22 protein-coding genes, 1 tRNA gene and 1 pseudogene are annotated in these 23,012 nt (G+C 67.3%); 16 read left to right on the forward strand and 8 right to left on the reverse strand.

Annotated elements, in window-relative coordinates; all coding sequences use genetic code 11:
* The 4 genes and pseudogenes from AC27VN_RS03765 to paeA all read left to right on the forward strand — a co-directional run.
* A pseudogene (locus tag AC27VN_RS03765) lies at positions 1-279 on the forward strand (peptide chain release factor N(5)-glutamine methyltransferase); the annotation flags it as partial.
* 29 nt (positions 280-308) lie between these two features.
* On the forward strand, positions 309-635 hold the full coding sequence (gene grxD, locus AC27VN_RS03770; RefSeq protein ID WP_296787505.1) for a Grx4 family monothiol glutaredoxin: 327 nt from the start codon (positions 309-311) through the stop codon (positions 633-635).
* 12 nt (positions 636-647) lie between these two features.
* Positions 648-1,160 carry a cupin domain-containing protein gene (locus AC27VN_RS03775; protein WP_057592084.1) on the forward strand — a complete coding sequence of 171 codons (513 nt, stop codon included), beginning with the start codon at positions 648-650 and terminating at the stop codon, positions 1,158-1,160.
* Between the two features lie 79 nt (positions 1,161-1,239).
* Positions 1,240-2,523, forward strand: a complete 1,284-nt coding sequence (gene paeA / locus AC27VN_RS03780) for a polyamine export protein PaeA (RefSeq protein ID WP_093341268.1) — start codon at positions 1,240-1,242, stop codon at positions 2,521-2,523.
* Between the two features lie 15 nt (positions 2,524-2,538).
* Here paeA and AC27VN_RS03785 read toward each other — a convergent pair whose 3' ends face one another.
* Positions 2,539-3,222 carry a lytic transglycosylase domain-containing protein gene (locus AC27VN_RS03785; protein ID WP_431510271.1) on the reverse strand — a complete coding sequence of 228 codons (684 nt, stop codon included), beginning with the start codon at positions 3,220-3,222 and terminating at the stop codon, positions 2,539-2,541.
* On the reverse strand, positions 3,219-4,964 hold the full coding sequence (locus AC27VN_RS03790) for a proline--tRNA ligase (protein WP_490875677.1): 1,746 nt from the start codon (positions 4,962-4,964) through the stop codon (positions 3,219-3,221). Before AC27VN_RS03790 ends, AC27VN_RS03785 begins: the two co-directional genes overlap by 4 nt.
* Before the next feature lie 137 nt (positions 4,965-5,101).
* On the opposite strand from AC27VN_RS03790, the gene AC27VN_RS03795 reads away from it, so the two are divergent.
* Positions 5,102-5,779, forward strand: a complete 678-nt coding sequence (locus AC27VN_RS03795) for an RNA pyrophosphohydrolase (protein WP_490875687.1) — start codon at positions 5,102-5,104, stop codon at positions 5,777-5,779.
* Positions 5,780-5,870: 91 nt separating this feature from the next.
* Positions 5,871-6,320, forward strand: coding sequence for a CNP1-like family protein (locus AC27VN_RS03800; protein WP_256222354.1), 450 nt, complete (start codon positions 5,871-5,873; stop codon positions 6,318-6,320).
* A 72-nt stretch (positions 6,321-6,392) separates the two neighbouring features.
* Here the strand turns inward: AC27VN_RS03800 and proB are convergent, their stop codons facing one another.
* The 4 genes from proB to rplU all read right to left on the reverse strand — a co-directional run bounded on the left by proB (position 6,393) and on the right by rplU (position 9,345).
* Entirely contained in the window at positions 6,393-7,532 is a 1,140-nt protein-coding gene (proB, locus tag AC27VN_RS03805; RefSeq protein ID WP_093341023.1) for a glutamate 5-kinase, read from the reverse strand.
* Positions 7,533-7,612: 80 nt separating this feature from the next.
* Entirely contained in the window at positions 7,613-8,689 is a 1,077-nt protein-coding gene (gene cgtA, locus AC27VN_RS03810) for an Obg family GTPase CgtA (protein ID WP_093341025.1), read from the reverse strand.
* Between the two features lie 71 nt (positions 8,690-8,760).
* Positions 8,761-9,021: a 50S ribosomal protein L27 gene (rpmA, locus tag AC27VN_RS03815; RefSeq protein WP_057592096.1), complete on the reverse strand. Its 261-nt coding sequence runs from the start codon at positions 9,019-9,021 to the stop codon at positions 8,761-8,763.
* A gap of 12 nt (positions 9,022-9,033) precedes the next feature.
* Positions 9,034-9,345: a 50S ribosomal protein L21 gene (gene rplU, locus AC27VN_RS03820; RefSeq protein ID WP_057592097.1), complete on the reverse strand. Its 312-nt coding sequence runs from the start codon at positions 9,343-9,345 to the stop codon at positions 9,034-9,036.
* A 184-nt stretch (positions 9,346-9,529) separates the two neighbouring features.
* Between rplU and AC27VN_RS03825 the strand changes: the two genes are divergently transcribed.
* From AC27VN_RS03825 to AC27VN_RS03870, 10 genes are all read left to right on the forward strand, one after another.
* Entirely contained in the window at positions 9,530-10,522 is a 993-nt protein-coding gene (locus tag AC27VN_RS03825; protein ID WP_296800489.1) for a polyprenyl synthetase family protein, read from the forward strand.
* Between the two features lie 44 nt (positions 10,523-10,566).
* Positions 10,567-10,643, forward strand: a tRNA-Pro gene (locus AC27VN_RS03830).
* 121 nt (positions 10,644-10,764) lie between these two features.
* Positions 10,765-12,498 (forward strand): type IV-A pilus assembly ATPase PilB, encoded by a 1,734-nt coding sequence (gene pilB / locus AC27VN_RS03835; protein WP_093341269.1) that lies wholly within the window; start codon positions 10,765-10,767, stop codon positions 12,496-12,498.
* A 30-nt stretch (positions 12,499-12,528) separates the two neighbouring features.
* Positions 12,529-13,764 carry a type II secretion system F family protein gene (locus AC27VN_RS03840; protein ID WP_490875678.1) on the forward strand — a complete coding sequence of 412 codons (1,236 nt, stop codon included), beginning with the start codon at positions 12,529-12,531 and terminating at the stop codon, positions 13,762-13,764.
* On the forward strand, positions 13,764-14,726 hold the full coding sequence (locus AC27VN_RS03845; protein WP_490875679.1) for a prepilin peptidase: 963 nt from the start codon (positions 13,764-13,766) through the stop codon (positions 14,724-14,726). The genes AC27VN_RS03840 and AC27VN_RS03845 overlap by 1 nt, the downstream gene beginning before the upstream one ends.
* 16 nt (positions 14,727-14,742) lie before the next feature.
* Positions 14,743-15,351 carry a dephospho-CoA kinase gene (gene coaE, locus AC27VN_RS03850; protein WP_490875680.1) on the forward strand — a complete coding sequence of 203 codons (609 nt, stop codon included), beginning with the start codon at positions 14,743-14,745 and terminating at the stop codon, positions 15,349-15,351.
* Positions 15,352-15,425: 74 nt separating this feature from the next.
* Complete coding sequence (locus AC27VN_RS03855; RefSeq protein ID WP_490875681.1) at positions 15,426-16,919, forward strand: MBOAT family O-acyltransferase; 1,494 nt, start codon at positions 15,426-15,428, stop codon at positions 16,917-16,919.
* 1 nt (position 16,920) lies between these two features.
* Positions 16,921-17,934 (forward strand): hypothetical protein, encoded by a 1,014-nt coding sequence (locus tag AC27VN_RS03860; protein ID WP_490875682.1) that lies wholly within the window; start codon positions 16,921-16,923, stop codon positions 17,932-17,934.
* A gap of 34 nt (positions 17,935-17,968) precedes the next feature.
* Entirely contained in the window at positions 17,969-18,724 is a 756-nt protein-coding gene (gene zapD, locus AC27VN_RS03865) for a cell division protein ZapD (protein WP_057592104.1), read from the forward strand.
* The gene (locus AC27VN_RS03870) at positions 18,721-18,945 is read left to right on the forward strand and encodes a DNA gyrase inhibitor YacG (protein WP_203202663.1); all 225 of its coding nucleotides are present in this window, start codon (positions 18,721-18,723) and stop codon (positions 18,943-18,945) included. The genes zapD and AC27VN_RS03870 overlap by 4 nt, the downstream gene beginning before the upstream one ends.
* A gap of 30 nt (positions 18,946-18,975) precedes the next feature.
* On the opposite strand, the gene AC27VN_RS03875 is transcribed toward AC27VN_RS03870, so the two are convergent.
* Positions 18,976-20,949, reverse strand: coding sequence for an acyltransferase family protein (locus AC27VN_RS03875; RefSeq protein WP_490875683.1), 1,974 nt, complete (start codon positions 20,947-20,949; stop codon positions 18,976-18,978).
* A gap of 23 nt (positions 20,950-20,972) precedes the next feature.
* A complete protein-coding gene (locus tag AC27VN_RS03880; protein ID WP_490875684.1) occupies positions 20,973-22,940 on the reverse strand; it encodes an acyltransferase family protein in 1,968 nt (655 codons plus the stop codon).
* Positions 22,941-23,012 lie beyond the last annotated feature (72 nt).

A 23,012-nucleotide genomic window follows, 5' to 3' on the forward strand; every position in this document is an offset into this window, starting at 1 on the left:
TACATCGCCGCCGGCGACCCGCACCTGCCCGCGCTGCAGCACGAGCCCGTCTCGGCGCTGGTGGCCGGCGCCGACGGGCTCGACGACATCCGCCGCATCGTCGCCGACGCGCCCGCGCACCTGGCCGAAGGCGGCTGGCTGCTGCTGGAGCACGGCCACGACCAGGCCCCCGCGGTGCGGCAGCTCCTGGCCGCCCGCGGCTTCGCCGAGGTGCAAAGCCGCGACGACCTGGCAGGCATCGCGCGCTGCTCGGGCGGAATCCGGCGCACGGTGAAATAATCCCTCCAGCCTACTTTTCAGGAGCCCCCATGTCCGACGCCCAGCAACGCATCGACGACCTCGTCAAATCCAACGAACTCGTGCTCTTCATGAAGGGCAACGCCAGCTTCCCCATGTGCGGCTTCTCGGGCCGCGCGATCCAGATCCTCAAGGCCGTGGGCGTCGACACCAGGTCGCTCAAGACCGTCAACGTCCTCGAGGACGATGGCATCCGCCAGGGCATCAAGGACTACAGCAACTGGCCCACGATTCCCCAGCTCTACGTCAAGGGCGAATTCGTCGGCGGCTCGGACATCATGATGGAGATGTACGAGTCGGGCGAACTGCAGAAGGTGCTGGCCGGCGACGCTGCCTGATCCGGGCCGGCGATGAGCCACGGCCACGATCACGACCACGGGCATCCGCACGACGAGGCTGCGGCCCCGGCGTGGAAGCACGACGGCGTGCGGGTGATCGCGGCCAACCAGCTCGACGTCAACACCGCCCAGACGCCCGGCATGAACCGGGCCGCGGCGATCAATTTCGCGCGCGTCGGCGCGCAGAAGCTCTGGGCCGGCACGGTCACCATCCATGCCGACGCCAAGACCGGCGCCCACCACCACGGCCACCTCGAATCGGTGATCTACGTCGTGCGCGGTCGCGCGCGCATGCGCTGGGGCGAGCAGCTCGAGTTCACGGCCGAGGCCGGGCCGGGCGACTTCATCTACGTGCCGCCCTACGTGCCGCACCAGGAAATCAACGCCAGCCCGACCGAGACGCTCGAGTGCGTGCTGTGCCGCAGCGACGGCGAGGCCGTCGCGGTGAACCTCGACATCGAACCGGTCGAGAAGCCCGAGTCGGTGCTGTGGGTCGACCCGACCCATCCGCACGGCGGGGTCTGAGCCCCCTTTCGTCCGCGGGCCGCGCCCGTGGCGGCCGCCCCCTGCGCCATGGCACCATCGGGGTCTGTTGGTGACCACCATGACCCTGACCCAAAGCCTGCTCGTCATCGCGCTCCTGATCGCGCTGAGCGCCTTCTTCTCCCTCGCCGAGATCGCGCTGGCCGCCTCGCGCCGCCTGCGCCTGCGCCAGATGGCCGACGACGGCGACGCGCGCGCCGACCTCGTGCTGCGCATCCAGGAACAGCCGGGCTACTACTTCACCGTGGTGCAGATCGGCCTCAATGCGGTCGCGATCCTCGGCGGCGTGGTCGGCGAAGGCGCGCTGAGCCCCTACTTCGCGCGCCTGTTCACCGGCTGGCTCGGCCCCGAAGGCGCGCAGAGCGCGGGCTTCCTGTGCTCCTTCGTGACCATCATCGCGGTGTTCCTGGTGTTCGCCGACCTGTTCCCCAAGCGGCTGGGCATGAACGACCCCGAGCGCCTGGCGGTGCGCATCGCCAAGCCGATGCAGCTGCTGATCACCACCTTCAAGCCGCTGGTGTGGCTGTTCACCGCCTGCACCGACCTGCTGTTCAAGCTGCTGGGCATGCCGATGGCGCGCGACGACAAGATCACCTCGGCCGACATCCTCGCGATGACCGAGGCCGGCGCGCGCGCCGGCGTGCTCGCGGTGCGCGAGCAGCAGGTGATCGCCAACGTGTTCGAGCTCGAGACGCGGCTCGTGAGCAGCGTGATGACCGCGCGCGACAGCATCGCCTGGTTCCTGCACGACGATCCCGAGTCGGTGCTGCGCGCGCGCATCGTGGCCGAGCCCTTCTCGGCCTACCCGGTGTGCGACGGCGACATCGACCACGTGCTGGGCTACGTCGATGCCAAGGACATGTTCCAGCGCGTGCTCAGCGGCCAGCCGCTGGCCTTCGACCAGGGGCTGCCGCTGCACAAGGCGCTGGTGATCCCCGACCGGCTGTCGCTGACCGAGGTGCTCGAGCAGTTCCAGCAGGCGCACGAGGACTTCGCGATCATCGTCAACGAGTACAGCCTGGTGGTGGGCGTGATCACGCTCAACGACGTGATGAGCACGGTGATGGGCGACCTCGTGTCCACGCCCGACGAGGAACAGATCGTGCGCCGCGACGAGAACTCCTGGCTGATCGACGGCATCACGCCGATCCAGGACGTGCAGCGCGCGCTGCACATCGACGAGCTGCCGCATGCCGACGAGTACGAGACGCTCGCGGGCTTCCTGATGGTGATGCTGCGCCGCGTTCCCAAGCGCACCGACAGCGTGAGCTGGGCGGGCTATACCTTCGAGGTGATGGACGTCGACAGCTACCGGATCGACCAGGTGATGGTCACCAAGACCTGATCGCCTGAATTCCAGTCAGGCCGCGGAACGGGCCTTGTCCTGTTCCTTGCGCTCGATCTCGCGCTCGCGGTCGGCCCAGGCCCACAGCCGCTGGTTCGAGAACACCGCGTTCGGATACGGCGCCTTGCCGCGGCTGCCGTTGTAGCGGCCCAGCGTCAGGAACAGGTCGCCGCTCTCGCGGTCCAGGTAGTGACGCAGGATCACGCAGCCGAAGCGCAGGTTGGTCTGCATGTGGAACAGCTTGGCCGGGTCGCTGTCGCCGATCACGCGGGTCCAGAACGGCATGACCTGCATGTAGCCGCGCGCGCCCGCGCTCGAGACGGCGAACTTGCGGAAATTGCTCTCGACCTGGATCAGCCCGAGCACTAGGCTCACGTCGAGCCCCGAGCGCTTGGCCTCGTACCAGACCGTCTGCAGGAATTCGATGCGCGAGGGCGCGTCGGCGACCTTCTTCTTGAGCCGTTCGCTCATCTCGCCGAGCCAGCGCAGGTAGGCCAGGCGCGCCTCGGTGTTCGCGAATTGCGGCACCGGCGGTGCCTTGTTGTGGATGGCCGAGCTCAGCGCGGTGCGCACCGAGTCAATCAGCGGCTCCTCGATCTGCGCGCCGGCCAGTGCGGGGCGCGGCAGCGACAGCGCCGCGAGGGCGCCCGCCGCGGCGCCGATGCAATGGCGCCGGGAGAAGCCGCCCGGAAGGCTCATGCCGCGAGCTTGCCGGCGATGAAGTCCGCGATGCCGGCGGCCGGCACCTTGGTCGCGGCAGTGTCGCGGCGATGCTGGTATTCGAGCTGGCCTTCCTTGAGGCCGCGGTCGGAGATCACCACGCGGTGCGGCACGCCGATCAGTTCCCAGTCGGCGAACATCGCGCCCGGGCGTTCGCCGCGGTCGTCGAGCAGCACGTCGACGCCCTTGGCGAGCAACTCCTCGTAGAGCGCTTCGGCCGCGGCCTTGACCTCGGCGCTGCGGTCCATGCCGATCGGGCACACCACCACGGTGAACGGCGCGATCGCGTCGGGCCAGATGATCCCGCGCTCGTCGTGGTTCTGCTCGATGGCGGCGGCAGGCAGCCGCGTGACGCCGATGCCGTAGCAGCCCATCTCGAGGAACTGCGGCTTGCCGGCCTCGTCGAGGAAGGTGGCGTTCATCGCCTTGCTGTACTTGGTGCCCAGCACGAAGACGTGGCCCACCTCGATGCCGCGCTCGATCGCCAGCACGCCCTTGCCGTCGGGCGAGGCATCGCCCGCGACCACGTTGCGCAGATCGGCCACCAGCTCGGGCTCGGGCAGGTCACGGCCCCAGTTGACGCCGGTCATGTGGAAGTCGACCTCGTTGGCGCCCGTGATCCAGTCGGCCATCAGCGCGACTTCGCGGTCGGCCACCAGCTTCACCGGCTTCTTGAGGTTCAGCGGGCCGAGGTAGCCGGGCTTGCAGCCGAAGTGCGCATCGATCTCGGCCAGGGTCGCGAAGCGGAAGCCCTTGTCGAGGCCGGGCAGCTTGGCGACCTTGATCTCGTTCATCTCGTGGTCGCCGCGCAGCAGCAGCAGCCAGACCTGCGAGCCCGTGATGTTGCCGGCCTCGTCGACGATGTCGGTGGCCAGCACCAGCGACTTCACGGTGGTGGCGAGCGGCACGCCGAGCAGCACGGCGACGTCCTCGCAGGTGCTCTTGCCGGGCGTGGGCGTCTTCTCGAGCGCATTGGCGGCGGCGGGACGCGGGCCAGCCGGGGCCAGCGCCTCGGCCTTTTCCATGTTGGCCGCATAGTCGCTGTCGGGGCAGTAGACGATCGCGTCCTCGCCGGTGGCGGCGATGACCTGGAATTCCTCGCTGAGGTCGCCGCCGATGGCGCCGCTGTCGGCCGCCACGGCACGGTAACGCAGGCCGAAGCGGTCGAAGATGTTGCGGTAGGCCTGCGCCATCGCCTGGTAGCTGGCCTTGGCCGCGTCGAGGTCGCGGTCGAAGCTGTAGGCGTCCTTCATGATGAATTCGCGCCCGCGCATCAGGCCGAAGCGCGGACGGCGCTCGTCGCGGAACTTGGTCTGGATCTGGTAGAAATTCTTCGGCAGCTGCTTGTAGCTGCGGATCTCCTGGCGCGCGATGTCGGTCACCACCTCTTCGCTGGTGGGCTGCACCACGAAGTCGCGGTCATGGCGGTCCTTGATGCGCAGCAGCTCGGGGCCCATCTTGTCGAAGCGGCCCGACTCCTGCCAGAGCTCGGCGGGCTGCACCACCGGCATCGTCAGCTCGACCGCGCCGGCGCGGTTCATCTCCTCGCGCACGATCGCCTCGACCTTGCGGATGACGCGCAGGCCCATGGGCATGTACGTGTAGATGCCGGTGCCGACCTTCTTGATCATGCCCGCGCGCATCATGAGACGGTGGCTCGCCACCTCGGCATCGGCCGGCGCTTCCTTGAGGGTGGAGACGAAGAAACGGGATGCTTTCATCGGAAATGCGGTGCTGGTTCGGAGTGAAACGAGACGGACGACGGCCCCCGTAGAGACCCTGAGAGCCCGGAACCGGTCGCTTGCCGAGTGCAACCCGGCATGCATAATCGACTCAGTTCAAAAATTGGGGTTTGATTATGCTCGACCGGGACGGCTTCAGGCCCAACGTCGGCATCATCCTGCTCAACCAGAAAAACCAGGTTTTTTGGGGCAAACGCATCCGCACGCATTCCTGGCAGTTTCCGCAAGGCGGCATCGACCGCGGCGAAAGTCCCGAGCAAGCCATGTTCCGGGAATTGCATGAGGAAGTGGGTCTCCATCCGGAGCACGTGCGTATCGTGGCCCGTACCCGCGACTGGTTGCGCTACGAGGTGCCGGATCGGTTCATCCGACGAGACGCACGAGGTCACTACAAGGGCCAGAAACAAATCTGGTATCTGCTGCAACTGGTCGGCCACGACTGGGATCTCAACCTGCGTGCCACGGACCATCCCGAATTCGACGCCTGGCGCTGGCACGACTACTGGGTGCCGCTCGATGTCGTCGTCGAATTCAAACGGGGCGTCTACGAGATGGCGCTCACCGAGCTTGCTCGCTACCTGCCACGGCAGGATTTCCGCAACCGCTTCCTGCGCAGCAACGTGCGTGCCCGAGAGTTCGAGCGCCATCCCTCCGCAGGCGGCCACGACGCCAACTTCGAACTGCCTCCGGGCGCGAGCTTCGACCCGGATCCCAATGTCAAACCTGCGACCGACTCTTCCGACGGCCCCGTCTTTCCGTCCGCATCCGCTGCGCAACCTCCCACGCCGCGCTAGCCCGGCGCTCGTTCTCGCCAGCGCCCTGCTGCTGGCGGCCTGCGGCTCGGCCAAGCACGACACCGACAACCCCGACTGGGCGCAAAGCGGCATGCCGCCCCCGCCCAAGACGACGCAGTCCGATGCCGAGTGGCAGGAGTCGGCGGCACCGCCGCCACCGGCCTTCGACCAGAACAGCCTGGTGCCGATCGAGATGCCGCCCTACATGACGCTGAAGTTCGGCATCGATCCGAAGACCATCACGATCACGCCCGACGGCATCGTGCGCTACGTGGTGGTGGCGAGCAGCAAGGCGGGCGGCACGGTCAACGCCTTCTACGACGGCGTGCGCTGCAAGACCGGCGAGATGAAGAGCTATGCGCGCTACAGCGGCAACGCCTGGGAGCTGGCCAAGGCGCCCGAGTGGAAGCGCATCACCGACCTCAACTCGCGCTACACCTGGGCCATCGCGACCCAGGGCCTGTGCCGCGACAGCGCACCGCGCTCGACGGCCAGCGAGATCGTCCAGTACATCCGCAATCCGGTGCGCGAAGTGCAGTGAGCCGGGTGCTCCGGCACGATGAGGAAAGGCCCCGATCGGGGCCTTTTTCTTTGGTGCAGGTCGAGGCGAGCCTCAGACCGGCATCAGCACCATGTTGTCCCGGTGCACCATCTCCGGCTCGGCCGCGTAGCCCAGCAGCCGCTCGAATTCGGCCGAGGGCTTGCGGCACAGCAGCCGCGCCTCGACGCTCGAGTAGTTGGCGAGGCCGCGCGCCAGCTCGATGCCCTCGGCATCGCGCACCGCGATCACGTCGCCGCGCGAGAACTCGCCCGATACGCCCGTCATGCCGATCGGCAGCAGGCTCTTGCCCTCGGCACGCACCTTGGCGGCCGCGCCGGCATCGACGATCACGGCGCCACGCAGTTGCAGGTGGTCGGCCATCCAGCGCTTGCGCGCCTGGTGCTTCGCGGTCTGCGCCACCAGCAGCGTGCCGATGGCATCGCCCTGCGCGAGCCGCAGCAGCGCATCGGGCTCGCGGCCCCAGGCGATCACGGTGGAGGCGCCCGAGCCGGCCGCGCGCTTGGCCGCGAGGATCTTGGTGATCATTCCGCCCTTGCCGATGCTCGAGCCCGCGCCGCCGGCCATGGCCTCGAGCGCCGGGTCGCCCGCGGCCGCCTCGTGGATGAACTTCGCATCGGGGTCCTTGCGCGGATCGGCCGAATAGAGGCCGCGCTGGTCGGTGAGGATCACCAGCGCATCGGCCTCGACGAGGTTGGCGACCAGCGCGCCGAGCGTGTCGTTGTCGCCGAACTTGATCTCGTCGTTGACCACGGTGTCGTTCTCGTTGATGACCGGCACCACGCCGAGGCGCAGCAGCGTCACCAGCGTCGAACGGGCATTGAGGTAGCGCTCGCGGTCGGCCAGGTCGGCATGCGTGAGCAGCACCTGCGCGCTGCCAATGCGGTTCTCGCGCAGCTTGGTCTCGTACATCTGGGCCAGGCCCATCTGGCCGACGGCCGCGGCGGCCTGGAGCTCGTGCACCTCGTGCGGCCGGGTCTTCCAGCCGAGGCGCTTCATGCCCTCGGCGATGGCGCCGCTCGAGACCATCACCACCTCGCGCCCGTCGCGCACCAGCGCGGCGAGCTGCCGGCACCACTCGCCGATGGCGCCCTCGTCGAGGCCGCGGCCCTCGTTCGTCACGAGGCTTGAGCCCACCTTGACGACGATGCGGCGGGCGTCCCGCAGGGCTGTGGATCCGGTATTCGAGGTCATTGGAGGCTGTAACTGGCGTGAAGACTGACGATTATGCTATTTAATCAATAGCATTGCAGGGCCGGGCCGAGGGCCCCCGCTCAGGGCTTTTCGGGCGGCAGTTCGACGAAGCGCGGATCGATCTCGGCCGGCGGCTGCTCGGCCACCTGCTGGGCCTTCACCTGGCGATAGATCGCGTGCACGAGCGGCTCGCAGCCTTCGCGCGTGAGCGCCGAGATCTCGAACACCGGGCCCTTGAAGCGCAGGCGCTTCACGAAGTCCTTCACGCGCGCGGCGCGTTCTTCCTCGGGGATCATGTCCAGCTTGTTGAGCACCAGCCAGCGCGGCTTCTCGTAGAGCTGCGCGTCGTACTTCTTGAGCTCGCCCACGATCGCCTTGGCCTGCGCGACCGGGTCGACGGTCTCGTCGAAGGGCGCGAGATCGATCACGTGCAGCAACAGCCGGGTGCGCTGCAGGTGACGCAGGAACAGGTGGCCGAGACCGGCACCGTCGGAAGCACCCTCGATCAGGCCGGGCAGGTCGGCCACCACGAAGCTCTGCTCGGGACCGACGCGCACCACGCCGAGGTTGGGGTGCAGGGTGGTGAACGGATAGTCGGCGATGCGCGGGCGCGCGTTCGAGATCGCGCTGATCAAGGTCGACTTGCCGGCGTTCGGCATGCCCAGCAGGCCCACGTCGGCCAGCACCTTGAGTTCGAGCTTGAGGCTCTTGCGCTCGCCGGGCCAGCCGGGCGTCTTCTGGCGCGGCGCGCGGTTGATGGCGCTCTTGAAGCGCAGGTTGCCGAAGCCGCCGTCGCCGCCCTTGGCGATGGTGATGACCTCGCCGGGCGTGAGCAGTTCGTAGAGCACCTCGCCGGTTTCGGCGTCGGTGATGATCGTGCCGACCGGCATCTTCAGCGTGATGTCGTCGCCCGCGGCGCCGAACATGTCGGAGCCCATGCCGTGCTCGCCGCGCTTGGCTTCGTGTCGGCGCGAGTAGCGGAAATCCACCAGCGTGTTGAGGTTCGAGTCGGCCACGGCGAACACATGGCCGCCGCGCCCGCCGTCGCCGCCATTGGGGCCGCCGAATTCCTTGTACTTCTCATGGCGGAACGACACGCAGCCGTTGCCGCCATCGCCGGCGGCGATGTCGATGAAGGCTTCGTCGACGAACTTCATGGGATGTCCAGTTTACAAATGAAGAAGCCCCGGCAAAGCGGGGCTCCGAGACAGTCGAAGTGGCTGGAGGCTCAGGCCGCCGGCGTCACATTGACCATGTGCTTGTTGAGCGCACCCTTGAAGCCGAACGACACGTGGCCGTCGACGAGGGCGAACAGCGTGTGGTCCTTGCCCACGCCGACGTTCACGCCGGGGTGGAACTGGGTACCGCGCTGGCGCACGATGATCGAGCCGGCGCTGATCAGTTGGCCGCCGAAGGCCTTCACGCCGAGCATCTTGGGCTTGGAATCGCGCCCGTTTCGCGTGGAGCCGCCGCCTTTTTTCTGTGCCATGGAGTCTGCTCCTTAACCGGCGATCGCGCCGATTTGCAGCTCGGTGAACTGCTGGCGATGGCCTTGACGTTTCTGATAGTGCTTGCGACGGCGCATCTTGAAGATGCGAACCTTGTCGTGCTTGCCGTGCGACAGCACCGTGACCGTCACCGTTGCACCGGACACCAGGGGCGTGCCAACCTTGATTTCAGCGCCGTTTCCGACGGCCAGAACCTGGTCGATCACGATTTCCTGGCCAACGTCCGCAGCAATCTGTTCTACTTTGATTTTCTCGCCGGAAGCAACGCGATACTGCTTGCCACCGGTTTTTATGACCGCGTACATGTGAACCTCTTAGGAATTGAGTCTCCGCGGCGAATTCCGCAGAGCCCAAGACTATAGCACGGTTTGCGCATGCTCACATGCCCGGGCACCCGGCCGAGGCCGGTGGCCGCTCCCGCTCCCTATAATCGGCGCCTTCCGGCGTCTTGCGCCATCCCTGTATTCAGCAGCGCCCAGCGCCCACGCTTTGTCAGTTCCCGCCGCCGACACCTCCCCCACCGCCGCAGTCCTCGGCCTGATCGCCGGTGACATGGTCGAAGTCGACCGCGTGATCTCCAACCGCCTCGACACCGGGGTGCCGCTGGTCAGCCAAGTCTCGAAGTACATCATCTCCGCGGGCGGCAAGCGCCTGCGGCCGGCCCTGCTGCTGCTGATGGCCGGCGCGCTCGGCTACACCGGCGAGCAGCGCTTCAATCTTGCGGCCGTGGTGGAGTTCATCCACACCGCCACGCTGCTGCACGACGACGTGGTCGACGAATCGACGCTGCGCCGCGGACGCCCGACCGCCAACGAGTCCTTCGGAAATCCCGCCAGCGTGCTGGTCGGCGACTTCCTTTATTCGCGCGCCTTCCAGATGATGTTGGATGCCAACAACATGCGCGTGATGCAGATCCTGGCCGAGGCGACCAACGTGATCGCCGAAGGCGAGGTGCTGCAGCTGATGAACATGCACGACGCCTCGCTCGACGAGTCGGCCTACCTGCGTGTCATCCGCTCCAAGACCGCCAAGCTGTTCGAAGCCAGCACGCGCCTGGCCGCGGTGCTGGCAGGCGTGACGCCCGAGGTCGAGGAGGCCTGCGCCACCTACGGCCAGGCGCTGGGCACGGCCTTCCAGGTGATCGACGATGTGCTCGACTACGCAGGCGACGCCAGCGAAACCGGCAAGAATCTCGGCGACGACCTGCGCGAAGGCAAGACCACGCTGCCGCTGATCTTCGCGATGCAGCGCGGCACCGCGGCCCAGAGCGCGCTGGTGCGCGCGGCCATCGAGGCGGGCGACACCGCCCAACTGGGCAAGATCGTCGAGATCGTGCGCGAAACCGGCGCCCTGGATGCATCGCGCGCGGCGGCCGCGGCTGAAGCACAACGCGCAATTTCTGCGCTCGACGGCTTCGCGACGAATTCGCACGCTTCAGGTTTGCTACAATTAGCGGCTCAGCTGCTTGAGCGGCGTGCCTGACACCTCTAACGAGTTGGCCAAGGACGACTGACTTTTCGCACCATCGGGGTGTAGCTTAGCCTGGTAGAGCGCTACGTTCGGGACGTAGAGGCCGGAGGTTCGAATCCTCTCACCCCGACCAGTCTTTTCGAGACTGGCATAAACCATCAGAATGCCATTTTCTGTTGCTGTACAGCGATTTACAGCACAGGAGTGTTCGGCGATGATCGTGAAGCAATTTCTCACATCTCTTGCATTCGCTGATGGCTGCAGCCGAACTTCCCGTTAAAGAAAACCCGCAAGTCGCCTTGCCAGGGCTTGCACGCGCGCTGGTCTCGGCCGGCAAGCTGCCCGCGAAAACCGCGGAAGATCTCTATCAGAAGTCGCTGAGCAGCCGCTCCAGCTTCATCGCCGAGCTCACGGGCACCGGCGCCGTCTCGGCCGCCGACCTCGCCCACACGCTCTCGAATGCCTTCGGCGCCCCGCTGCTCGACCTCGACGCCATCGATCACCAGCGCCTGCCGAAGGATCTGCTCGATCCCAAGCTCTGCCAGGCCTACCGCATCGTCGTCCTCAGCAAGCGCAACAACCGCCTGATCGTCGCCACGGCCGATCCGTCCGACCAGCAGGCTGCCGAGAAGATCAAGTTCGCCTCCCAGATGGGCGTGGACTGGGTCATCGCCGAATACGACAAGCTGTCGCGCATGGTCGAGGCCGCCGCTGCCAGCGCGGCCGAAACCATCAACAGCATCGTTGGCACCGAATTCGAGTTCGACGACGTCAGCGCCGACACCGCCGGCGACGCCAACGAGCAGGCCATCGCCGAGGTCGAGGACGCGCCGGTCGTGCGCTTCCTTCACAAGATGCTGCTCGACGCGGTCAGCATGCGCGCGTCGGACATCCACTTCGAGCCCTACGAGCACCACTACCGCGTGCGTTTCCGGGTCGACGGCGAACTGCGCGAGGTGGCCAGCCCGCCCACCGTGATCAAGGACAAGCTGGCCTCGCGCATCAAGGTCATCTCGCGGCTCGACATCTCCGAGAAGCGCGTGCCCCAGGACGGGCGCATGAAGCTCAAGATCGGTCCCGACCGGGTGATCGACTTCCGCGTGAGCACGCTGCCCACGCTGTTCGGCGAGAAGATCGTGGTCCGGATCCTCGACCCCAGCAGCGCGCGCATGGGCATCGATGCGCTGGGCTACGACGCCGACGAGAAGGAACGTCTGCTGCACGCGATCAGCCGGCCCTACGGCATGGTGCTGGTCACCGGGCCGACCGGCTCGGGCAAGACGGTGTCGCTCTACACCTGCCTCAACCTGCTGAACCAGCCGGGCGTGAACATCGCGACCGCCGAAGACCCGTCGGAAATCAACCTGCCGGGCGTCAACCAGGTCAACGTGAACGAGAAGGCCGGCCTCACCTTCGCGGCCGCGCTGCGGGCCTTCCTGCGTCAGGATCCCGACATCATCATGGTCGGCGAAATCCGCGACATCGAAACCGCCGACATCTCGATCAAGGCCGCCCAGACGGGCCACCTGGTACTGTCGACGCTGCACACCAACGACGCCCCCACCACCCTCACGCGGATGCGCAACATGGGCATCGCGCCCTTCAACATCGCGTCGAGCGTGATCCTGATCACCGCCCAGCGGCTCGCGCGGCGGCTGTGCATGGCCTGCCGCGCGCCCGTGGACATCCCGCGCGAAGCCCTGCTCGAAGCGGGCTTCCAGGACGACGAGATCGACAGCAGCTGGAAGCCCTACCGGCCCGTGGGCTGCGCGGCCTGCAGCGGTGGCTACAAGGGCCGCGTGGGCATCTACCAGGTGATGCCGATCTCCGAAGCGATCCAGGAAATCATCCTGCGCGACGGCAGCGCGCTCGACATCGCGCAGCAATCGGAAGCCGAAGGCGTGCGCTCGCTGCGCCGGTCGGGCCTGCGAAAGGTGATGCAGGGCCTGACCTCGCTCGAGGAAGTGGTGGCGGTCACCAACCTATAACGAACACACTGGAAGCGGAGATCGAACCGAATGGCCACAGCAGCATCGACGGCAAGCCGGCAACGGCGCGACGTCAAGGAATTCGTCTTCGAGTGGGAAGGCAAGGATCGCAACGGCAAGCTGGTGCGCGGTGAGCTGCGTGCCGCCGGCGAGAACCAGGTGCAGGCCGCGCTGCGGCGCCAGGGCGTGCTCGCCAGCAAGATCAAGAAGCGCCGCACCCGCTCGGGCAAGAGCATCAAGCCCAAGGACATCGCGATCTTCACGCGCCAGCTCGCCACCATGATGAAGGCCGGCGTGCCGCTCCTGCAGTCCTTCGATATCGTGGGCCGCGGCAACGCCAACCCCAGCGTCGCCAAGCTGCTCAACGAGATCCGCAGCGACGTCGAGACCGGCACCTCGCTGTCGTCGGCCTTCCGCAAGTTCCCGAAGTACTTCGACAATCTTTACTGCAACCTGGTCGAGGCCGGCGAAGCGGCCGGTATCCTCGAAGACCTGCTCGACCGCCTGGCAACCTACATGGAGAAGACCGAGGCGATCAAGTCGAAGATCAAGTCGGCGCTGATGTACCCGACCTCGGTGGTCGTGGTGGCCTTCGTGGTGGTGGCCATCATCATGATCTTCGTGATCCCGGCCTTCAAGCAAGTGTTCAGCTCCTTCGGCGCCGACCTGCCCGCCCCCACGCTGTTCGTGATGGCGGTCAGCGAATTCTTCGTGGCGTACTGGTGGCTGATCTTCGGCGTGATCGGCGGCGGCCTCTATTTCTTCTTCCAGGCCTGGAAGCGCAACGAGCGCGTGCAGCGGGTCATGGACCGCCTGCTGCTGCGGGTGCCGATCTTCGGCGCGCTGATCGAGAAGTCCTGCGTCGCGCGCTGGACGCGCACGCTGGCCACCATGTTCGCCGCGGGCGTGCCGCTGGTCGAGGCGCTCGACTCGGTCGGCGGCGCTTCGGGCAACACCGTCTACGGTGACGCCACGGCCAAGATCCAGCAGGAGGTGTCGACCGGCACCAGCCTCACGAACGCGATGACCAACGTCAACCTGTTCCCTTCGATGGTGATCCAGATGACCGCCATCGGCGAGGAATCGGGTTCCATCGACCACATGCTCGGCAAGGCCGCCGACTTCTACGAGTCCGAGGTCGACGACATGGTCGCCGGCCTCTCGAGCCTGATGGAGCCGATCATCATCGTCTTCCTCGGCGTGATCATCGGCGGCATCGTGGTCTCGATGTACCTGCCCATCTTCAAGCTCGGCCAGGTCGTCTGATGCTGGTGTCGCAGGGATTCGACGCCGCGCTCGCCGGCGTCCTCGGTCTGTTGATCGGCAGCTTCCTCAACGTGGTGATCTACCGCACGCCGGTGATGATGTACCGCGACTGGTTGAACGACGCGGTCGCGAACCTCATGAGCGTCAAGGACATGCCCTCGCTCTGGTCGCTGGTCTTCGGCCCCAAGGCGCAGCCCCCGGCCGGCCTCGAAGCTGCAGCCGACAAGGCCGCGGTCGAACTCGAGAAGCTGCCGCGCTTCGACCTCATGCGGCCCGGCTCGCGCTGCGGCAGTTGCGGCCACGAGATCCGCTGGTACGAGAACATCCCGGTGCTGAGCTACCTCGCATTGCGCGGCCGTTGCGGCGCCTGCAAGACCCGGATCAGCCCGCGCTATCCGCTGGTCGAACTGGCCACCGCCGCGCTGTTCGCGCTCTGCGGCCATCGCTTCGGCCTCACGCCGACGGGCGCGCTGTGGGCCGCCTTCGCCGCGCTGCTGGTCTGCCAGTTTCTGATCGACTTCGACACCCAGTTCCTGCCCGACTCGCTCAACTACCCGCTGCTGTGGCTCGGCCTGATCGGCGCGGCCGCGGGCTGGACGGGAGTGTCGCTGCAGCTCTCCGTCTGGGGCGCGGTGTTCGGCTACCTCAGCCTCTGGCTGGTCTACCATGGCTACCTGTTCGTCATGAAGGAAGAAGGCATGGGCCAAGGCGACCTCAAGCTGCTGGCAGCACTGGGTGCATGGCTCGGCGCCGACTACCTGATCGCGATCATCCTGATCTCCTCGATCGTGGGCGCTGTGCTCGGCCTGGGCATGCGCTTCAGCGGCAAGCTGGGCAAGGGCGTTCCGATCGCCTTCGGCCCCTTCCTCGCGGGCGCGGGCCTGGTCTGCCTCGTCATCGGCCCGGGTGTCGTCAAGCAATGGGCGCCCTTCGCCTTCCCGCTCGGCCCCTGGCTCCATTGAGGCCAGGCGGCTTTCCATGATCCGACGCATCGGCCTCACCGGCGGCATCGGCAGCGGCAAGAGCACCGTCGCGGGCCTGCTGGTCGCCGAGGGCGCGGTGCTGGTCGACACCGATGCCATCGCGCGCCGCATCGCCGAACCCGGCGGCATCGCGATGCCCGCGCTCGAGGCCCGCTTCGGCGCCGCGGTGCTGCGGCCGGATGGCGGCCTCGATCGCGCCCGCATGCGCGAACTCGTGTTCCAGGACCCCGAGGCCAAGCGCGCCCTTGAAGGCATCTTGCATCCCCTGATCGGCGCCGAAACCCGGCGCGAAGCCGCGGCCGCCGGCCCCGATGCCACCATCGTCTTCGACGTCCCGCTCTTGGTCGAATCGGGGCGCTGGCGCGCACTGGTCGAGCGCGTGCTGGTGGTCGACGCCACCGAAGCCACCCAGCTGCGGCGCGTCGTCGCGCGCTCGGGCTGGGCCCCCGAAGCCGTGCGCTCGGTGATCGCGCAGCAGGCCCCGCGGGCACTGCGCCGGGCCGCGGCCGATGCGGTCATCGACAACGAAAGCCTGACCCTGGAGGAACTCGCCGAGCAGGTGCGGGGTCTCTGGAAACGGTGGGCCTCGGCCAGCACGCGATAATCACCGGTTAGCCGCAGCGGCGGCTGCACCACGATTACGACAAAAGGGCGCTCGCAGCAGCGCCTCCTCTCGAGATGCTGTTCAACTCGTATTCCTTCATCTTTGTCTATTTCCCGCTGGTGCTGCTCGGGTTCTTCCTGATCGGCAAACGCAACATCCGGGCCGCAGCCGGGTTTCTTGCGCTGGCCTCGCTGTTCTTCTATGGCTGGTGGAGCGTGCAGGCCCTGCCGCTGCTGCTGGCCTCGATCTGCGTCAACTACTGGTTCGGCCTGCGCCTGACGCCGGCACCGGGGCGCGACGACCGCCGGCGCAAGACCTTGCTGATCACGGCGCTCACGGTCAATCTCGTGGTGCTGGCGGTGTTCAAGTACGCCAACTTCTTCGTCTCGAACGTCAACGACGGCCTGAGCGCCGCGGGCCTCGCGCCGATCCCGCTGCTGCACATCGTGCTGCCGATCGGCATCTCGTTCTACACCTTCACGCAGATCGCCTTCCTGGTCGACTGCTGGCAGGGCAAGGTGCACGAGCGCAGCTTCATCCACTACGTGCTGTTCGTCACCTACTTCCCGCACCTGATCGCGGGCCCGGTGCTGCACCACGCGCAGATGATGCCGCAGTTCGCCAACCCCGCGACCTACCGCGCCGACCCCAACAAGATCGCGCTCGGGCTGGCCATCTTCACCTTCGGCCTGGCCAAGAAGCTGCTGATCGCCGACCCGATGGGCCAGTACGCCGACCTGGTCTTCAACGGCGTGCACAACGGCATCGAGCCCACGCTCTACACCGCGTGGTTCGGCGTGCTCGCCTACACGCTGCAGATCTATTTCGACTTCTCGGGCTACTCCGACATGGCGGTCGGCCTGTCGCTTTGCCTGGGCGTGCAGCTGCCGCTGAACTTCAACTCGCCGTACAAGTCGACCAGCATCATCGAGTTCTGGCGCCGCTGGCACATCTCGCTGTCCACCTTCCTGCGCGACTACCTCTACATCCCGCTGGGCGGCAACCGCAAGGGCCCGAAGCGTCGCCACGTGAACCTGTTCCTCACGATGGTACTCGGCGGCCTGTGGCATGGCGCGGCCTGGACCTTCGTGATCTGGGGCGCGCTGCACGGCATCTTCCTGATGATCAACCACATCTGGACCACCACCTTCCGCCGCAAGGGCCCGCCGAGCATCGCCGGCCGCGTCTTCGGCTGGTTCCTGACCTTCCTGTGCGTGATGATCGCCTGGGTGATGTTCCGCGCCGAGAGCCTGCACGCCGCCATGGACATCTACCGCGGCATGCTGGGCCTGCACGGCGTGCCCGGCACCGCTTTCCGCGAATTCCTCGCAGTGCCCTACCGCAAGCCCGAGTTCTTCCAGACCATGCTGGTGGCGATCATCATCTGCCTCGCGCTGCCGCCCACCATCACGCTGCAGCGCTGGGTGCCGCAGGCCGCGGCGCTGGCCGGCCGGCCGGCGCTCAACAAGCTGTTCACGGCCGCGATGGCGCTCTTCACCGTGACGCTGCTCGGCATCTGCATCTCGAAGCTCGGTACCTACAGCCCGTTCCTCTACTTCCAGTTCTGACATGACGCCCGCAAAACTGTGGCTGCGGATCTTCGTGGCCGGATTCCTCGTCATCTCGTCGCTGCTGGTGCTCACGCTCGCGACGCCCATTCCCTACGGCGACCTGAGCCGCATCGGCCTGATGTCCGACCGCGAGTTCGGCTGGACCCAGGAGCCGCCGAAGGTCGCGCCCGAGTACCTGCATGCCGTGCCGCTCGACCAGGCCGACATCGTCGTGATCGGCGACAGCTTCTCGATGACGCACCGCTGGCAGTCGGTGCTGGTCAAGGCCGGCTACAAGGTCACCACGGCTTTCTGGGGGCAGTTCGACGAGCGCCTGTGCGGCGACTTCGACGCCTGGCTCGCGCGCGCCGGCTTCAAGGGCAAGCTCGTGATCGTCGAGAGCGTGGAGCGCATCCTGCAGGAGCGCATGCGCTACACGCGCAGCTGCGAGACGATGAAGCGGCCCTTCGCCGCGCGCACCGAGCCCTTCGCGGTGCCGCTCGAGCACGTGCCCGGCTTCGCGCTCAACTGGGGTGCCAAGCTCACCTCGGGCCTGGACACGCTCAAGTACACGCGTGCCGCCAAGGCGACCACGGCCGACACCGTCTCCACCGACCGCACCAAGGCCCGCACGGTGGTCAATGGTTGCGAAATGTTCAGTCACCGCCTGTGCAACAAGGCCCTGTTCTTCGGCGAGGACGACGAGAACGGCGAGCTGCCGGCCGCGGACGTGGCCGCGATGCAGGCCTTCACCAAGTCGCAGACCGCGTTCCCGATGCTCTGGATGGTGATCCCCAACAAGACCACCACCTACATCGATCCCTCGCACTCGAAGGCCTTCGTCGAGGCCTTCAAGACCTCAGGCCTGGGCCCCGACCTGTTCGCCTTCACGCAGGAAAAGAAGACCCGGATCCGCGACTTCTACTTCCCCAACGACACCCATCTGTCGATGCACGGCCAGCTCGCGCTCGGCGAGCTGATGCTCGGCGAGGTGCGCAAGATCGTGCCCGAGCCCCCGTCACGCACGCCATGAGGCTATCATCGCCTCGTCAGGAGACCGAGCCCGCGTGATCCTCTACGAGTACCCCTTCAACGAGCGCATCCGGACCTATCTGCGACTGGAGCACCTGTTTCGCCGCCTCGGCGAGCTGGTGCCTGCCGAGTCGCCCCTGTCCCACCACTTCGCGCTCGTCACCATCTTCGAGATCATGGACGTGGCCGCGCGCGCGGACCTCAAGGCCGACGTCATGCGCGACCTCGAGAAGCACAAGTCCGCCTTCAACGCCTACCGCGGCAATCCGAACATCTCCGAGGCCGCGCTCGACCAGGTGGTGGCGCAGCTCGAGCGCAACTTCAACACGCTCAACGGCATCGCGGGCAAGGCCGGCCAGTCGCTGACCGAGAACGAGTGGCTCATGAGCATCCGCAGCCGCGCGAGCATTCCGGGCGGCACCTGCGAATTCGACCTGCCCGCCTACTACGCCTGGCAGCACCGCAGCACCCAGAGCCGCCGCGCCGACCTCGAGCGCTGGTCGGGCACGCTGGCGCCGCTGGCCGAATCGATCTACCTGCTGCTCAAGCTGCTGCGCGACGCCGACGTGCCCTACAAGGTCATCGCCACCAACGGGCAGTTCCAGCAGAACCTGCCGCAGGGACGCAGCTTCCAGCTGCTGCGCCTGCGCATCGATCCCAAGCTCGGCTTGATCCCCGAGATCAGCGGCAACCGGCTCATGGTCTCGGTGCGGCTCATGCGCCACGAGAGCGACGACCGCCTCCACCAGAGCAGCGACGACACCCCCTTCGAACTCACCTTGTGCGCATGACCGGCGAAGAGCGCATCGAGCCCCGCGAGGGCGAACGCATCGTCCGCTGCCCGAGCTGCGGCGGCGACAGCGTCTATTCGGAACGCAACCCCTACCGTCCGTTCTGCAGCGCGCGCTGCAAGGGCATCGACCTCGGTGCCTGGGCCAGCGAGGAGTTCAGGATGCCGGCCGAAGCGCCGCCCGACGACGAGCCCTTCGGCGATCCGAAGGCGCAGCAGTAGACATCGGCCCGCGGAAATCCGTGGGCCGACTTACTTGCCGCCCGCGGCGGCCGGCGCCGCCTCTCCGAGAAAGATCCTGTCGACATAGTCCGCGTGCGCTCGCGTGTACACGGGCCGCAGATGCTCGCCATCCTTGTAGACCGGCTTGCCGTCGGCCGTCACGCGCAGGCACTGGCCGTCCTTGCACAGCGAGGCCATCGGCTCGACCACCTGTGCACCGCTGTCCAGCGCGATCTGCCGCAGCCGTGCGTTGAGCTCGGCCTGTGCCGCGGGCAGCGGGGCCGTCGGCGAATCGAGCACCACCGTCATCGTGCCGAGCCGGCTGCCCGCGATCATGCGCTGCGGCTGGAAGTCCATGCCGCTCGGGTTGTCGAGCAGCAGGTAGACCTTCTTGTTCTGCTTCACGAGTTCGGCCATGGTGTGGCCCAGCATCGAGAGCGCCGGCGCGATGCCGGGCCCGCCGTTGTTCACCGGGTAGACCGCGCGGCCCTCGCGGTACTCGTAGGCCAGCGGGAAGTCGCCGCTGAAGTAGCAGTTCCAGCAGCCGCCGAACACCACGGTGTCGATCTGCGGCGCGCGTGCGAGCTGCAGCATGCCGTCGCGCTGTTCGCCGCAGGCCGGGTTGCCCTCGGCGAACATGCCGGGAATCGGCGCGCAGGCGCCCCAGGTGTAGAAGTAGGCGGTCGCCATGCGCTCGGGCGCGAGACGCTCGAGCGCCTTGGCGCGCGGCCCGTACTGCTGCATGTGGCTGTCGCCGATCAGCAGCACCTTGCGCTCGCCGCGGCCGACTCGGTAGACCAAATGCGGGCCCACCTTCTCGGGCGTGAAGCCGTCGTAGTAGCCGTCGTCCACGGTCGCGTCGGTCACCTTCTGCAGCATCTCGCCGCCGTTGCGCGCCGGCAGGCCGGCCACCACCATCACGCCGGCCAGCACGATCGCGCAGCCGATGCCGACCAGGCCGCGCAGCAGCGGCGCCCCCGCGCGGGTGCGCGTGAAGCGTTCGAGAAAGCGGTAGGTCAGCCAGGCCAGCAGCACCGCCGCGACCACCGCGCCGGCGCGCACGCCCGCCGAGGGCTCCCAGCCGCCATTGAGGATGCGCGGGTACACCAGCAGCGGCCAATGCCACAGGTACAACGGATAGCTGATCAACCCGATGCCCACCATCAACGGGTTCGACAGCAGGTAGCGGTTCAGTACCCCCTGCGGCCCCGCCGCGATGCAGCTCGCCGCGCCCAGCACCGGCAGCAGCGCCCACCAGCCCGGAAACGCCTTGTCGGCCCGGATCATCACCAGCCCCAGCACGATCAGCCCCACGCCCAGCACCGACTGCACATGGCTGCGCCACGCTGGCTTCACGGTTCCAGCATCGCGCAACCGCATGCACGCCAGGATCCCGCCCGCCATCAACTCCCAGAAGCGCGACAGCGGCGAGTAGAACGCCGCCGTGCGAAACGGATGGATCGTCAGCACATTGATCAGGAACGACACCACCGCCAGCGCCCACAGCACGCGCAACATGGACCAGCGCCGGCGCCACGCCAGCGCCAGCAGCGGCGGCCAGAAGATGTAGAACTGCTCCTCGATCCCCAGCGACCACAGGTGCAGCAGCGGCTTGGTCTCCGCCGCCGTGTCGAAGTAGCCCGCCTCGCCCCAGAACACGAAGTTCGCGATGAAGGCCGCCCCACCCGCGGCTTGCTTGCCCAGCTCCACGAACTCCCGGTTCAGCAGCACGTACCAGCCAAAGGCCAGGGTCGCCGCCAACACCAGCATCAGCGCCGGGAAGATGCGCCGCACGCGCCGTGCGTAGAAGTCGCGGTAGCTGAAGTCGCCCGCCGCCTGGCTCTGAAGAATGATCGTCGTGATCAGGAAGCCCGAGATCACGAAGAAGATGTCCACCCCCACGAAGCCACCGGGCAGCGCCTTCGGAAAGGCGTGATACGCCACCACCGAGGCCACGGCCACGGCGCGCAGGCCATCGATGTCGGGGCGGTACTTGGGATGCATCGGTGCCCCTCCGGGCCGTTCTTTCAGTTGCCGGCGCGCGATGGCGCGGCGGGTGCGAGGAACACGGGATCGACGTAGCGCGCATGGTCACGGATGTAGGCCGGACGCAGATGGTTGCTGTCGAGATAGGCCGGTGCGCCATCGGGCATGGTGCGCAGGCACCGGCCTTCCCGGCACAGCTGTCCGACCGCGTCGATCGGCTCGGCACCGGCGGCCAGCGCGATCGCGCGCAGCCGGTCGTTCAAGCGCTCCTGCGCGGACGGCAGCACCGCGCTGCCTGCCGTCGCGAGCACGGTCATCGTGCCGAGACGGCTGCCCGCGATCATGCGGCCCGGTTCGAAATCGCTGCCCATCGGGTTGTCCAGCAGCAGGTAGACCTTCTTGTGGCGCGCGAGTTCGCCCAGCAGCTTCTGCAGCGACGCGAGTGCCGGCTCGATGCCGGGGCCGCCGTCGTTGATCGGCAGCGCCGAGGCGCCGTCCTGGAACACATAGGGCATGTAGAAGTTGCCGGTGAAGTAGCAGTTCCAGCAGGCGCCGACCATCACGGCGTCGATCTTCGGATCGAAGGCGGACTTGAGCATCTGCTCGCGCCGCGGCGCGCAGCCTGGATTGATCGCCACCACCATGCCCGGCACCGGCGCGCAGGCCGGGTATTCGAAGAAGTAGGTGGTCGACATCGCATCGGGCGCGCTGCGTGCCAGCGCGCGCGCGCGCGGCGCGTACTGCGAGATATGACTGTCGCCGATCACCAGCACCTTGCGCGTGCCCTCGCCGATGCGGCGCACGAAGTGGCCGTCGAGCGTCTCCGACGCGAGGCCTTCGTAGTACTCGCCGTCGGAGGACGCGTTGCTCAGCGTCTGCAGCATCGGGTCGTCGTGCCGCGGCGCGGGCAGGCCCAGTTGCACCGCGACCGCCACGGCAAGCACCGCAACGGCGCTGCCGCCCAGCACGCGCAGCGTGGCGGGCTGCGTGCGCGTCCGGACGGCGCACTCCACCGTACGGTAGGTGAGCCAGGCCAGCACCACGCTGGCCGAGACCATCGCGGCGCTCACGGCCGCCGATGGCGCCGCGCCCTGCACGATGCGCGCATAGGACAAGAGCGGCCAATGCCACAGGTACAACGGATAGCTGATCAGCCCGATGCCCACCATCAGCGGGTTCGACAGCAGGTAGCGGTTCAGCACCCCCTGCGGCCCCGCCGCGATGCAGCTCGCCGCACCCAGCACCGGCAGCAGCGCCCACCAGCCCGGGAACGCCTTGTCGGCCCGGATCATCACCAGCCCCAGCACGATCAGCCCCACGCCCAGCACCGACTGCACATGGCTGCGCCACGCGGGCCTCGTCGCCCCGGCATCCCTCAACCGCATGCACGCCAGGATCCCGCCCGCCATCAACTCCCAGAAGCGCGACAGCGGCGAGTAGAACGCCGCCGTGCGAAACGGATGGATCGTCAGCACATTGATCAGGAACGACACCACCGCCAGCGCCCACAGCACGCGCAACATGGACCAGCGCCGGCGCCACGCCAGCGCCAGCAGCGGCGGCCAGAAGATGTAGAACTGCTCCTCGATCCCCAGCGACCACAGGTGCAGCAGCGGCTTGGTCTCCGCCGCCGTGTCGAAGTAGCCCGCCTCGCCCCAGAACACGAAGTTCGCGATGAAGGCCGCCCCACCCGCGGCTTGCTTGCCCAGCTCCACGAACTCCCGGTTCAGCAGCACGTACCAGCCAAAGGCCAGGGTCGCCGCCAACACCAGCATCAGCGCCGGGAAGATGCGCCGCACGCGCCGTGCGTAGAAGTCGCGGTAGCTGAAGTCGCCCGCCGCCTGGCTCTGAAGAATGATCGTCGTGATCAGGAAGCCCGAGATCACGAAGAAGATGTCCACCCCCACGAAGCCACCGGGCAGCGCCTTCGGGAAGGCGTGGTACGCCACCACCGAGGCCACGGCCACGGCGCGCAGGCCATCGATGTCGGGGCGGTACTTGGGATGCATCCGTCTCTTGTTCGTTCTTCGCTCAGGCCCGCGGCGCGCGGCGCCGGGACCCAGTCAGCGGCGCAGGCATCG

The sequence above is a fragment of the Variovorax sp. 20P10.2.4 genome, assembly GCF_058244205.1.

What these genes read in the sequence shown, in the direction of transcription:
- AC27VN_RS03860 (WP_490875682.1), top strand. Translation starts at nt 16,921, where the DNA reads ATGACGCCCGCAAAACTGTGGCTGCGGATCTTCGTGGCCGGATTCCTC.
- AC27VN_RS03840 (WP_490875678.1), top strand. Translation starts at nt 12,529, where the DNA reads ATGGCCACAGCAGCATCGACGGCAAGCCGGCAACGGCGCGACGTCAAG.
- AC27VN_RS03845 (WP_490875679.1), top strand. Translation starts at nt 13,764, where the DNA reads ATGCTGGTGTCGCAGGGATTCGACGCCGCGCTCGCCGGCGTCCTCGGT.
- rplU (WP_057592097.1), bottom strand. Translation starts at nt 9,345, where the DNA reads ATGTACGCGGTCATAAAAACCGGTGGCAAGCAGTATCGCGTTGCTTCC.
- rpmA (WP_057592096.1), bottom strand. Translation starts at nt 9,021, where the DNA reads ATGGCACAGAAAAAAGGCGGCGGCTCCACGCGAAACGGGCGCGATTCC.
- cgtA (WP_093341025.1), bottom strand. Translation starts at nt 8,689, where the DNA reads ATGAAGTTCGTCGACGAAGCCTTCATCGACATCGCCGCCGGCGATGGC.
- AC27VN_RS03870 (WP_203202663.1), top strand. Translation starts at nt 18,721, where the DNA reads ATGACCGGCGAAGAGCGCATCGAGCCCCGCGAGGGCGAACGCATCGTC.
- pilB (WP_093341269.1), top strand. Translation starts at nt 10,765, where the DNA reads ATGGCTGCAGCCGAACTTCCCGTTAAAGAAAACCCGCAAGTCGCCTTG.
- AC27VN_RS03785 (WP_431510271.1), bottom strand. Translation starts at nt 3,222, where the DNA reads ATGAGCCTTCCGGGCGGCTTCTCCCGGCGCCATTGCATCGGCGCCGCG.
- grxD (WP_296787505.1), top strand. Translation starts at nt 309, where the DNA reads ATGTCCGACGCCCAGCAACGCATCGACGACCTCGTCAAATCCAACGAA.
- AC27VN_RS03790 (WP_490875677.1), bottom strand. Translation starts at nt 4,964, where the DNA reads ATGAAAGCATCCCGTTTCTTCGTCTCCACCCTCAAGGAAGCGCCGGCC.
- proB (WP_093341023.1), bottom strand. Translation starts at nt 7,532, where the DNA reads ATGACCTCGAATACCGGATCCACAGCCCTGCGGGACGCCCGCCGCATC.
- AC27VN_RS03775 (WP_057592084.1), top strand. Translation starts at nt 648, where the DNA reads ATGAGCCACGGCCACGATCACGACCACGGGCATCCGCACGACGAGGCT.
- AC27VN_RS03880 (WP_490875684.1), bottom strand. Translation starts at nt 22,940, where the DNA reads ATGCATCCCAAGTACCGCCCCGACATCGATGGCCTGCGCGCCGTGGCC.
- AC27VN_RS03800 (WP_256222354.1), top strand. Translation starts at nt 5,871, where the DNA reads ATGCCGCCCCCGCCCAAGACGACGCAGTCCGATGCCGAGTGGCAGGAG.
- paeA (WP_093341268.1), top strand. Translation starts at nt 1,240, where the DNA reads ATGACCCTGACCCAAAGCCTGCTCGTCATCGCGCTCCTGATCGCGCTG.
- AC27VN_RS03855 (WP_490875681.1), top strand. Translation starts at nt 15,426, where the DNA reads ATGCTGTTCAACTCGTATTCCTTCATCTTTGTCTATTTCCCGCTGGTG.
- AC27VN_RS03795 (WP_490875687.1), top strand. Translation starts at nt 5,102, where the DNA reads ATGCTCGACCGGGACGGCTTCAGGCCCAACGTCGGCATCATCCTGCTC.
- AC27VN_RS03875 (WP_490875683.1), bottom strand. Translation starts at nt 20,949, where the DNA reads ATGCATCCCAAGTACCGCCCCGACATCGATGGCCTGCGCGCCGTGGCC.
- coaE (WP_490875680.1), top strand. Translation starts at nt 14,743, where the DNA reads ATGATCCGACGCATCGGCCTCACCGGCGGCATCGGCAGCGGCAAGAGC.